This is a genomic window from Shewanella marina JCM 15074 (assembly GCF_000614975.1).
Lineage (GTDB): Bacteria > Pseudomonadota > Gammaproteobacteria > Enterobacterales > Shewanellaceae > Shewanella > Shewanella marina.
Genome location: NZ_BALM01000003.1, coordinates 225,852 through 238,112 on the forward strand (window position 1 = coordinate 225,852; position 12,261 = coordinate 238,112).

General features: G+C 41.2%; 9 protein-coding genes and 3 tRNA genes. 11 read left to right on the forward strand and 1 reads right to left on the reverse strand.

Annotated elements, in window-relative coordinates; all coding sequences use genetic code 11:
• Positions 1 to 31: 31 nt before the first annotated feature.
• On the forward strand, positions 32 to 1,411 hold the full coding sequence (gene cysS / locus JCM15074_RS04215) for a cysteine--tRNA ligase (RefSeq protein ID WP_025820073.1): 1,380 nt from the start codon (positions 32 to 34) through the stop codon (positions 1,409 to 1,411).
• 65 nt (positions 1,412 to 1,476) lie between these two features.
• On the opposite strand, the gene folD is transcribed toward cysS, so the two are convergent.
• On the reverse strand, positions 1,477 to 2,346 hold the full coding sequence (folD, locus tag JCM15074_RS04220) for a bifunctional methylenetetrahydrofolate dehydrogenase/methenyltetrahydrofolate cyclohydrolase FolD (RefSeq protein ID WP_025820074.1): 870 nt from the start codon (positions 2,344 to 2,346) through the stop codon (positions 1,477 to 1,479).
• A gap of 284 nt (positions 2,347 to 2,630) precedes the next feature.
• Between folD and JCM15074_RS04225 the strand changes: the two genes are divergently transcribed.
• The 10 genes from JCM15074_RS04225 to JCM15074_RS04270 all read left to right on the forward strand — a co-directional run bounded on the left by JCM15074_RS04225 (position 2,631) and on the right by JCM15074_RS04270 (position 12,221).
• Positions 2,631 to 2,707, forward strand: a tRNA-Pro gene (locus tag JCM15074_RS04225).
• Between the two features lie 57 nt (positions 2,708 to 2,764).
• A tRNA-Arg gene (locus JCM15074_RS04230) sits at positions 2,765 to 2,841 on the forward strand.
• A gap of 9 nt (positions 2,842 to 2,850) precedes the next feature.
• A tRNA-His gene (locus tag JCM15074_RS04235) sits at positions 2,851 to 2,926 on the forward strand.
• 252 nt (positions 2,927 to 3,178) lie between these two features.
• Positions 3,179 to 4,483, forward strand: coding sequence for a trigger factor (tig, locus tag JCM15074_RS04240; RefSeq protein ID WP_025820075.1), 1,305 nt, complete (start codon positions 3,179 to 3,181; stop codon positions 4,481 to 4,483).
• A 92-nt stretch (positions 4,484 to 4,575) separates the two neighbouring features.
• Positions 4,576 to 5,187 carry an ATP-dependent Clp endopeptidase proteolytic subunit ClpP gene (gene clpP / locus JCM15074_RS04245; protein ID WP_025820076.1) on the forward strand — a complete coding sequence of 204 codons (612 nt, stop codon included), beginning with the start codon at positions 4,576 to 4,578 and terminating at the stop codon, positions 5,185 to 5,187.
• A 59-nt stretch (positions 5,188 to 5,246) separates the two neighbouring features.
• The gene (gene clpX, locus JCM15074_RS04250; protein ID WP_025820078.1) at positions 5,247 to 6,524 is read left to right on the forward strand and encodes an ATP-dependent protease ATP-binding subunit ClpX; all 1,278 of its coding nucleotides are present in this window, start codon (positions 5,247 to 5,249) and stop codon (positions 6,522 to 6,524) included.
• Positions 6,525 to 6,657: 133 nt separating this feature from the next.
• The gene (gene lon / locus JCM15074_RS04255; protein ID WP_025820079.1) at positions 6,658 to 9,015 is read left to right on the forward strand and encodes an endopeptidase La; all 2,358 of its coding nucleotides are present in this window, start codon (positions 6,658 to 6,660) and stop codon (positions 9,013 to 9,015) included.
• Positions 9,016 to 9,277: 262 nt separating this feature from the next.
• Positions 9,278 to 9,550, forward strand: a complete 273-nt coding sequence (hupB, locus tag JCM15074_RS04260; RefSeq protein ID WP_025820080.1) for a nucleoid-associated protein HU-beta — start codon at positions 9,278 to 9,280, stop codon at positions 9,548 to 9,550.
• Positions 9,551 to 9,738: 188 nt separating this feature from the next.
• Complete coding sequence (ppiD, locus tag JCM15074_RS04265; RefSeq protein WP_025820082.1) at positions 9,739 to 11,652, forward strand: peptidylprolyl isomerase; 1,914 nt, start codon at positions 9,739 to 9,741, stop codon at positions 11,650 to 11,652.
• Positions 11,653 to 11,837: 185 nt separating this feature from the next.
• Positions 11,838 to 12,221 carry a VOC family protein gene (locus tag JCM15074_RS04270; protein WP_025820083.1) on the forward strand — a complete coding sequence of 128 codons (384 nt, stop codon included), beginning with the start codon at positions 11,838 to 11,840 and terminating at the stop codon, positions 12,219 to 12,221.
• Positions 12,222 to 12,261 lie beyond the last annotated feature (40 nt).

Sequence of the window (12,261 nt, forward strand, 5' to 3'; positions counted from 1 at the left end):
ATAACAATATGACATTAGAAAGAGAGCACTCATGTTGAAGATATACAACAGTATTAGTCGCCAAAAAGAAGAATTTAAACCCATTGAGCCCGGCAAGATCGGAATGTACGTTTGCGGCGTGACTATTTATGATCTATGTCATATTGGCCACGGTCGTACTTTCGTCTCTTTCGATATGATCGTGCGCTACCTTCGTTACGTTGGTTATGAAGTTAACTTTCAGCGCAATATCACAGATGTTGACGATAAAATTATTAAACGTGCCAATGAAAATAATGAATCGTGTGAAGCGTTAACAGAGCGCTTAATTGGCGAGATGCACCACGATTTTGACAGCTTAAATATGATCCGTCCTGATTTTGAACCACGTGCAACTTTGCATATTCAAGAAATCATCGACATGGTGATCTTATTGATTGAGCGTGGTCATGCATATGTAGCCGCAGATGGTGACGTCTTATTCAGCGTTTCTTCATTCCCTGAATATGGCAAGTTATCAGGTCAAAACATTGAGCAACTACAAGCGGGTGCTCGTGTTGAAGTGGATGAGAATAAACGTGATCCAATGGATTTCGTGTTATGGAAAATGTCAAAGCCAGGTGAACCTACTTGGGAATCACCATGGGGCCTAGGTCGACCAGGTTGGCACATTGAATGTTCAGCAATGAACAGTAAGCATTTAGGAATTCATTTTGATATTCATGGTGGTGGTTCTGATCTGCAGTTCCCACATCATGAAAATGAAATTGCACAGTCTTGCTGCGCCCATGATACGCCATATGTAAATTATTGGATGCATACTGGCATGGTGATGGTTGATAAAGAGAAAATGTCTAAGTCATTAGGTAACTTCTTTACTATCCGTGATGTGCTAGAACATTATGATCCAGAAACTGTCCGTTACTTCTTATTATCTGGCCACTACCGTAGCCAGTTAAACTATTCAGAAGATAACCTAAAGCAGGCTCGTGCGGCACTTGAACGTATGTATACCTGTATTAAAGGTTTAGACCTAACGGTTGCACCTGCTGATGCAACTAAGTATATCGAGCAGTTTAAAGCGGCAATGGATGATGATTTCAATACGCCAGAAGCATACTCAGTGCTATTTGAAATGGTGCGTGAGATTAACCGTCTTAAAACCACTGATATGGCAGCTGCATCTGCATTAGGTGTTAGCCTTAAGCAGTTAACTGATGTATTAGGTTTATTAAGTCAAACACCAGAAGCTTTCTTACAAGGTCAGGGCAGTGATGATGAAGTCGCTGAAATTGAAGCGTTAATTGTTGAGCGTAACCGTGCCCGTGTAGAAAAAGATTGGGCTGCTGCTGACGTAGCACGTGATCGTTTAAATGAGCTAGGTGTTGTGCTTGAAGATGGTGCTAATGGCACTACTTGGCGTAAAAAGTAATTTCTGATTAATGCCAATAAAAATGCCTGCATCACGCAGGCATTTTTTATTTATACATTTATCGATTAAGCGTGAGGCAATTTATCGTGATATTGCTCAGCAGCGTATAAAGTATTTTCAAGCAAGCTAGCGATGGTCATTGGTCCCACTCCACCTGGTACAGGAGTAATATGACTGGCGTGCTCTGCTGCAAGGTCAAATTCAACATCACCCACAAGTGAACCATCGTCTAATCGATTAATACCCACATCAATCACAATTGCGCCAGGTTTAATCCATTCACCTTTAATAAATCCTGGGCGACCTACTGCGGCGACCACTAAGTCTGCATTGCGCACTTTAGTTTCTAAATTCTGGGTAAAGCGGTGACAGACAGTTGTGGTACAACCTGCTAATAACAGCTCTAATCCCATTGGGCGGCCAACAATATTAGATGCTCCAACTACAAGCGCATCTAAGCCGTGTAGATCGACACCAGTAGAATTAAGTAAAGTGATCACACCTTTTGGCGTACATGGGCGTAGAACAGGTGTTTTTTGCGCTAAACGACCGATATTGTATGGATGAAAACCATCGACATCTTTATCAGGGCGAATTTTTTCAATCACTTTGGCGTCTTCGATATGGCTTGGTAATGGTAATTGCACCAAAATACCATCGATTGAGTCATCGTGATTACACTCATCAATTAATGCTAATAACTCAGCTTCAGAAGTGTCTATTGGTAAATCAAATGAGCTTGAAATAAAGCCGATCTCTTCACAAGCTTTACGTTTACTTCTGACGTATACCTGTGACGCAGGATTACTGCCAACAAGAATTACGGCCAAACCTGGCGCTCTTAATCCTTGTTCAATTCTTGCTGCTACTTTTTGTTTTAGTTGTTGTCGAATGGCGGCGGCGATAGCCTTGCCATCGATGATTTGAGCTGTCATGTGATTAAGCTATCCTTTTAATACGGCGAAAAACGCCATTACTTTAACACTGCAAAGATAAACTGTCATGATTAACAAGAGTGGATTGTTAATTCTTTAATATGGAAATTGTGGTAGAAATAAATGTGTTAGCGTAATTAATATGCATTACTGCTATGGTTAGACGCTAAAATAATCAGTTGACCGCCATTTATAAAAAAACCGTTGACGAAGGTCACATGAGATTATAAGATTCGCTCCGTTCTCAACGAGGCAGTTTAATTAAACTCTTGTTAAGAGTGACTCGGTGATTAGCGCAGCCCGGTAGCGCATCTGGTTTGGGACCAGAGGGTCAGAGGTTCGAATCCTCTATCACCGACCATATTTTAAAGTGATGCAAACGCGTCATAATTTAAGCAGGATTTGTAAATTAAATTCTGCGCCCGTAGCTCAGTTGGATAGAGCACCCGCCTTCTAAGCGGGTGGCCGCAGGTTCGAATCCTGCCGGGCGTACCATTTTCAGTGGTGATTGTAGCTCAGTTGGTAGAGTCCCGGATTGTGATTCCGGTTGTCGTGGGTTCGAACCCCATCAGTCACCCCATTCTTTATTAAGAAGTATAAAAGCGACCTCTGGTCGCTTTTTTTACGTCCGAAATTCCAATATTGCCCCTCGACTCCGCTGATAACGCTGGCTATAATGTCGCGTCTTGATGGCGGTTAATGTATAAAGACCGATGTAACTTATCTGTAGATGAGATAGCATGTGCGTCAAATTAAAAATCAAGAAACGAATACCTAATAGTTGAATTGTCGACTATTACAAAGGACGTTAGACATATTTCGAGGTAAAACAATGCAAGTTTCTGTTGAAACAACTCAGGGCCTAGAGCGTCGCCTAACTATTTCTGTTCCAGTTGAGCAGATCGAAAACCAAGTTAAAGAAAGCCTAAAGCAGGAAGCAAAGCGTGCTCGTATTCCTGGTTTCCGTCCTGGTAAAGTACCAGTTAGCGTAATCGAGAAGCGTTATGGCGCAGCTATTCGTCAAGAAATCATGGGCGAAGTAATGCAACGTAACTTCATCGAAGCTATCGTAGCTGAGAAGTTAAACCCAGCTGGCGCTCCTACTTTTGTTCCTGGTGAAGCAAAAGAAGAGAACTTTGAATTCGTAGCAACTTTTGAAATTTACCCAGAAGTTGAGCTAAAAGGTCTAGACGCAATTGAAGTTGAACAGCCTAAAGCTGAAGTTCAAGATGCTGATCTAGATACAATGATCGAAACGCTACGTAAGCAACACGCAACTTTCGAAGTTGTTGAGCGTGAAGCGCAAGATGGCGACAAAGTGAAGATGGACTTTGTTGGTAGTGTAGATGGCGAAGAGTTTGAAGGTGGCAAGGCTGAAGGCTTTGAACTTCAAATGGGTAGCGGTCGTATGATCCCAGGTTTTGAAGCTGGTATCCTAGGTCACAAAGCAGGTGAAGCGTTCGAAATCGACGTAACTTTCCCTGAAGAGTACCACTCAGAAGAGCTAAAAGGTAAAGCTGCTAAGTTCGCTATCACGCTAACTGAAGTTCAAGCTGCTAACCTACCAGAAGTGACTGACGAGTTCGCGACTTTATTCGGTATCACTGAAGGTGGTGTTGAAGGTCTTAAAGCTGAAATCCGTAAGAACATGACTCGTGAACTTGAGCAAGCGTTAAAAGCTAACGTGAAAGAGCAAGTAATCGAAGGTCTAATCGCTAACAACGAAATGGAAATTCCACAAGCGTTGATCGATGGCGAAGTAAATGTTCTACGTCAGCAAGCAATGCAGCGTTTTGGTAACCAAGGTACTAACATGCCTGAACTACCAGCTGAATTATTCACTGAGCAAGCTATCCGTCGCGTTAAAGTAGGTCTACTACTTGGCGAAGTGATCAAAGCAAATGAATTAAAAGCTGATGACGAGCGCGTACAGGCGATGATCGAATCTATGGCTTCTGCATACGAAGATCCAAAAGAAGTGATCGAATACTACAATGCAAATCAAGAGTTAATGCAGAACATGCGTAACGTAGCTCTTGAAGAGCAAGCGATTGAAGCTGTATTAAAAGCTGCTAAAGTAACTGAAAAAGAAGTTGCTTTTGAAGAATTTATGAACAAAGCTACAGGTCGTGCATAAGCTAAGCTTGACTTAGCTGGCAGTTAGCCATTTATAATGCTCGTATGAGGTTCCTCATACGAGCCATTTTTTTTATTTAGGGATTATAAAAAATGCAAAATGCACCAGAATCAGTACTCAATGCATTAGTACCCATGGTGGTTGAACAAACCTCTAAAGGTGAACGCTCTTACGATATTTACTCTCGTTTATTAAAAGAGCGTGTGATTTTCTTGGTTGGTCAAGTTGAAGAGCATATGGCTAATCTGATTGTTGCGCAGTTATTGTTTCTTGAGTCAGAAAGTCCAGATAAGGATATCTATCTATATATTAACTCGCCAGGTGGTTCTGTGACTGCAGGTATGGCGATTTATGATACTATGCAGTTTATTAAGCCAAACGTCAGTACAGTATGTATTGGCCAAGCAGCAAGCATGGGTGCATTCCTACTTGCAGGTGGCGCTAAAGGTAAGCGTCATTGTCTACCAAACTCACGTGTGATGATCCATCAGCCACTAGGTGGCTTCCAAGGTCAAGCATCAGATATTGCGATTCATGCGCAAGAGATTCTAGGCATTAAACAAAAATTAAATGAAATGTTAGCTGAGCATTGTGGTCAACCACTTGATGTGATTGAGCGCGATACTGATCGTGATAACTTTATGAGTGCACAACAAGCCATGGATTATGGCCTAGTTGACTCAGTAATGACCAAACGAAGCTGATTTTTAAACTTGTCTGAGCTATGCTCAGACAAGTAGCAGACGGTTTAAGAGGTAAGTAAATGGGCGACAATAAAAGTAACAGTGACGGCAAATTGCTGTACTGCTCTTTTTGTGGAAAGAGCCAGCATGAAGTAAGAAAACTGATTGCAGGTCCTTCAGTGTATGTATGCGATGAATGTGTTGAGCTATGTAATGACATCATTCGTGAAGAAATAAAAGAGATTTCGCCTAAGCGTGATCAAGATAAATTACCTACGCCGCATGAGCTTCGAGCACATCTTGATGATTATGTGATTGGTCAAGACCAAGCTAAAAAAGTATTAGCTGTTGCTGTTTATAACCATTATAAGCGTTTGCGTAATGGCGTCCCTAAAGAGGGTGTCGAGCTTGGTAAAAGTAACATCTTGTTAATTGGTCCTACTGGTAGTGGTAAAACATTGCTAGCAGAAACATTAGCGCGTTTTCTTGATGTGCCATTCACTATGGCCGATGCAACTACATTAACTGAAGCCGGTTATGTGGGTGAAGATGTTGAAAACATCATTCAGAAATTACTGCAAAAGTGTGATTACGATGTAGAAAAAGCCCAACGTGGTATTGTTTATATCGATGAAATCGACAAAATTAGCCGTAAGTCTGATAACCCATCAATTACTCGTGATGTATCGGGTGAAGGCGTTCAGCAAGCATTATTAAAACTGATTGAAGGTACGATTGCGGCTGTTCCACCTCAAGGTGGCCGTAAGCATCCTCAACAAGAGTTTTTACAAGTAGATACCTCAAAGATATTATTTATTTGTGGTGGTGCATTTGCAGGCCTTGAAAAGGTGATTGAGCAACGTGCTCATGTAGGTACAGGTATTGGTTTTGGCGCGCTAGTAAAAGGCGAACAAGATAAAGCCACTATTTCTGATACATTGTTACAAGTAGAGCCTGAAGATTTAGTTAAATTCGGTCTGATCCCTGAGTTTATTGGTCGTCTACCTGTTGTCGCAACGTTAACAGAATTAGATGAAGAAGCTTTAGTACAGATCTTATCAGAGCCAAAGAACGCGATTACTAAGCAGTTTGCTGCATTATTCGAAATGGAAGGCGTAGAGCTTGAATTCCGTGAAGATGCATTAAAAGCGATTGCACATAAAGCAATGACGCGTAAAACGGGTGCTCGTGGTCTACGTTCAATCGTAGAAGGTATTCTGTTAGATACTATGTACGACTTACCTTCTGTTGAAGGTGTCAATAAAGCGGTTGTTGATGAGTCAGTGGTAAAAGGTGAATCATCACCTATATTGATCTATGACAATACAGATAACCAAGCCGTATCAGGTGAACAATAAATAATCGACTGATTATTGATTTGATAAATAAGGAGCCATATCGGCTCCTTTTTTTATGTTAGCTATTGAAACCACGCCGTTTGCCCCAATATACTCAGACAGTAATCCATAATTCATCACACGGAATCGAGCTATGACCATAGAGCGTGAAGCGCGAGTCGAATTACCAGTACTGCCACTGCGAGACGTGGTAGTTTACCCTCATATGGTAATTCCGTTATTTGTTGGACGGGAAAAGTCTATCCGTTGTCTAGAAAGCGCAATGGAACAGGACAAACAAATCATTTTAGTGGCTCAGCGTGATGCTGAGTTAGAAGAGCCTGGCATCGATGAGATTTTCGATGTGGGTACACTAGCGTCTATTTTACAATTATTAAAACTGCCTGACGGTACGGTAAAAGTGTTAGTGGAAGGTGGTCAACGAGTACGCATTGAACGTTATGTTCAAGAGGATGAGTACTTTGTTGCTATTGCCGAGAAACTAGAACCTGAAGAGTCTCTTGTTGAAAAAGAGGAAGAAGTACTCGTACGTTCTGCAATTGATCAGTTTGAAGGCTACATTAAGCTGAATAAAAAGATCCCACCAGAAGTATTAACTTCGCTAACAGGGATTGAAGAAGCTGCGCGTTTAGCCGATACCATGGCGGCACATATGCCGCTTAAGCTTGAAGACAAGCAATCTGTACTAGAGATGGTCAACGTTGGTGAACGTCTCGAGTATTTAATGGCGATGATGGAAGGCGAAATCGACTTATTACAAGTTGAAAAACGTATTCGTACTCGTGTTAAAAAGCAGATGGAAAAGAGTCAGCGTGAGTACTATCTGAATGAGCAAATGAAAGCGATTCAGAAAGAACTTGGTGATCTTGATGAAACCCATGACGAATTTGAAGGCTTAGGTCGTAAGATTGAAGAAGCGGGTATGCCTCAAGAGGCAAAAGAGAAAGCTGAAGCTGAATTAAACAAATTAAAAATGATGTCGCCAATGTCTGCTGAAGCTACGGTAGTACGTAGTTATGTTGATTGGATGACATCAGTGCCATGGAAGCAACGCAGTAAAATTAAGCGTGACTTAGCGAAGGCGCAAGAAGTGTTAGATACCGACCATTTTGGCCTTGAAAAGGTTAAAGAGCGTATTTTAGAGTATCTCGCAGTACAAAGCCGCGTTAAGCAACTTAAAGGTCCTATTCTTTGTTTAGTGGGCCCACCAGGTGTAGGTAAAACCTCGCTTGGCCAATCCATTGCGAAAGCGACAGGCCGTAAGTATGTACGTGTTGCTCTAGGTGGCGTACGTGATGAAGCTGAAATCCGTGGTCATCGCCGCACTTATATCGGTTCTATGCCGGGTAAAATTATTCAGAAAATGGCAAAAGTGGGTGTTAAAAACCCATTATTCCTATTAGATGAAATCGATAAAATGAGTTCTGATATGCGTGGTGATCCATCATCAGCATTACTTGAGGTGTTAGACCCTGAACAGAACGCAACATTTAGCGATCACTACCTAGAAGTGGATTATGATTTATCAGATGTGATGTTTGTTGCCACATCAAACTCGATGAATATCCCAGGTCCATTATTAGACCGTATGGAAGTGATCCGTTTATCAGGCTATACCGAAGATGAAAAGCTTAACATTGCTAAGCAGCACTTGTTGACCAAGCAAGTTGAGCGCAATGGCTTGAAGCCGTCAGAAATTACGGTTGAAGACAGTGCAATATTAGGCATTATTCGTTATTACACTCGTGAAGCGGGTGTGCGTGCTTTAGAGCGTGAGTTATCTAAGATTTGTCGTAAAGTGGTTAAACAAATCATGTTAGATAAATCACTTAAGTCAATTACAGTAAATCAAGAGAACCTTAAATCATTCCTTGGTGTACAACGTTTTGACTTTGGTAAAGCTGAGTCTCATAACCAAGTGGGTCAAGTCACTGGTTTAGCATGGACTGAGGTCGGCGGTGAGTTATTGACTATCGAATCAACATCCGTGGCGGGTAAAGGTAAGTTAACTTATACCGGTTCACTGGGTGATGTGATGCAAGAGTCTATTCAAGCAGCATTAACCGTTGTGAGAGCGCGTGCAGACCAATTAGGCATTAATAGCGACTTCTATGAGAAGCGTGATATTCACGTGCATGTGCCTGAAGGTGCGACCCCTAAAGATGGTCCATCAGCAGGTGCAGCAATGTGTACTGCTTTAGTGTCAACATTAACCGGTAATCCGGTACGTGCTGATGTGGCGATGACAGGTGAAATTACCCTTCGTGGTGAAGTATTACCTATTGGTGGCTTGAAAGAAAAGTTACTGGCAGCTCACCGCGGTGGTATAAAAGTTGTGCTAATTCCTAAAGAGAATGAGCGCGACTTGGAAGAAATTCCACAAAATGTCATTGCTGATTTACAAATTCACGCAGTGCAGTGGATTGATGAAGTGTTAAAACTGGCGTTAGAACGACCAGTGGAAGGCTTCGAAGTCGTCAAAAACATGTGATCAAGCAAGAAATTAGACTATTTTTGTAAAAAAATGCAAAAAAGGGGCTTAACAAAGCCCCTAGCTGTGGTAGCCTAAGTCACGTGGATTGCCAGTCGGCCTAGAGCCCTTGTTGTGACTGGTTTTTAGAATATATAAATTTAATTTTTTGGTTTTCAAACTCAGCTTGCACTTTTTTAGCAAGCTTGTTATAAAAGCCTCCGCATACCGCTCTATATATGGATTTGGTTGCGGTGCGAAAATTTACATTCAAGGGGATGACATGAACAAATCTGAACTAATCGAGAAAATCGCTTCTGGTGCTGACATTTCTAAAGCTGCTGCTGGCCGCGCATTAGATTCTTTCATTGCTGCAGTTACTGACGGTTTAAAAGAAGGCGATAAGATTTCTCTTGTTGGTTTCGGTACTTTTGAAGTTCGTGACCGCGCAGAGCGCACTGGTCGCAACCCACAAACTGGTAAAGAGATCAAGATTGCTGCTGCTAAGATCCCAGCGTTCAAAGCAGGTAAAGCTCTTAAAGACGCAGTAAACTAATTTTAATTAGTCGAGCCTTAGTAGGCTTCTAATCTGTTAAATTAATGGATTAGGGAGAGGAGAAATACGTTTCTCCTCTGGAGTTGGGAGGTTTCTTAACGTTGCGTCTGAATACTCCGATATTTTTACACTAAGGCGCATCATCTAGATGCGCCTTTTTTTTATAATCGCAACAAGCGAGAAATCAGATGTTAGAGAAGATCCGCGAAGGTTCACAGGGCGTGATAGCCAAAAGCATTTTGGTGCTAGTGATCCTATCATTTGCTTTTGCTGGTGTGAGCAGTTACTTGGGCTCGTCAACTGACGAACCTGCTGCGACTGTTAACGGTGAAGCTATTACAAAAAATCAATTAGAACAAGCTTATCAAAGCGAACGCTCACGTTTACAACAACAGTTAGGTGAAATGTTTGATTCGCTTGCAGCTAACGACAGCTACCTACAAAGTATTAAACAAGCTGTGTTAGAGCGATTGATTGCTGAAAAATTATTAGATCAAGCTGCCAATAAGCTTGGTTTACGTATTTCTGATTCACAAATTAGAGATGCAATCCTACAAGAACAAGCTTTCCAAACCGATGGTAAGTTTGATGACGCTCGTTTCAACGCAATTATGATGCAACTTGGTTATAGCAAGCCTGCATTTATTGAGATGATGCGTGTGGATATGACTCGTAATCAACTTGTTAGCGGTATGGTTGGTTCAGAGTTTGTATTACCAAGTGAAGCTAAGAGTTTGGCTCAGCTACAAAATCAAACACGCGATATTCAGTATTTAATGGTTAATACCGAACCATTCCTTGCTGATGTAAAAGTGACTGATGCTGAAGCGAAAGCTTACTATGAAAATCATTTAGGTGAGTACGTTCGTCCAGAGATGATTAGCCTTAACTATGTAGATTTAAATTCTGCAGAGTTAGCTCAAAACATCAAAGTGACCGATGCTGAAGTTGAAGCGTATTACAACGAGCATAAGAGTTCTTATCAAACTGCTGAAAAGCGTCTAGCTGCTCATATCTTAATTGATTTCGGCGGTGATAAGGCTAAAGCAAAAGAGAAAGCAGAAGCTATCTACAAGCAACTTGAAGGCGGCGCAAATTTTGCTACTTTAGCTAAAAAAGATTCTAACGATCAATTCAGTGCAGAAAAAGGCGGTGAGCTTGATTGGTTTGAACCAGGTGTGATGGATCCAAGCTTTGATAAAGCGCTTTTCTCATTGAAGAAAGGTCAATTCTCACAAGTTGTTGAAACACCATATGGTTACCACATCATCAAGTTGTTAGATGTTCAGCCAGGTACAACAGCACCACTTGCTGAAGTGAAAGATAAAATTGTTGCTCAAATTAAGCAGCAGAAGGCTGATAACGAGTTCTACGGTTTACAGCAAAAACTAACTGACTCAAGTTATGAAGTGCCAGATACTTTATCTGAATCAGCAATTGAGCTAAACACCAAGGTACAAACAACACCGTTATTTAGTCGTAATAATGCACCTGCACCTTTCAATGCACCTGCAATTATGAAAGCTGCATTCTCTGCGCAAGTGCTTGCTAATGGCGAGAACAGTGATGTACTAGAAATTGCACCTAATCATGTTGTGGTTATCCGCATCAATCAACATAAGCCTGCTGGCACGATGACGTTTGATGAAGTTAAAGCTCAAGTGGTTGCAACGCTTAAGCAGCAAAAAGCAAATGAGCTAGCGCGTGCGAAAGCGGCTGAAGACATGAAGCAGATTAAAGCGGGTACATCAGTTGATGGCTTAACCGCTAAAACTGAAGTCAGTCGTACAGCTCAAGATGTTGCCGCGGGTATTATCAATAAAGCATTCCAGATGCCAGCACCAACTAAAGGCGCTGTGGTTGATACCGTGAGCCTACCACAAGGTTATGCTGTTGTTGTGTTAGACAAAGTGAATACTGTATCTGATGTAGACGAGAATACCGTAAAATCATTAGAGCAACGTTTAACTTCACAGCTAGCACAAGCTGACTACACTGCAGTAGTGGCTGCATTACGTGCTAAAGCTGAGATTGCTTACCCTGCAGCTGAACAAGCCGCTGAGGAAGCTCAAGAAGCACAACAGAACAATACTGCTGAATAATCAACAGTGAGTTAAATTAAAAACCAGCGCTCAGGCGCTGGTTTTTTTATGTCTAAAAATTGAGTCACAGAGCTAAATTGAGTTATAAAATATAATTAGCAAAATTAAGATAGCTAATTTGAAACATAATAAATTAGTTGTTGATAATGGTGTTTATTAGCTTTAAAAATATTCTAGGAGAATAAATGGAACTTAATCAAGTTACATTACCCGTAAGCAATATGGATGATGCTGTACAGTTTTATCTCTTGCTTGGCTTTACTCAAATCGTAAATACGCCACATTATGCTAGGTTTTCTTGTCCAAAGGGGAATGCTACGTTCTCCTTATCACTAGAAAGCGATCATTTTGAGAATCGTGCTGTTATTTACTTTGAACATGAACATTTAGATGAGTTTTGTTCCATCCTTTCTCAAAAAGGCGTTCAATTTGAGCTGCAACCTAGAGAACAACGATACCTTTGGAAAGAAGCGATACTAAAAGATCCATCAGGTAATAAAATCAAATTATACTGGGCTGGTGAAAATCGTTTGAATCCGCCATGGAAAGTTGAAATACGTGGTTCATAATTTTATTAAACATTGAGTCGCTACCGTTCTGTATTTAACG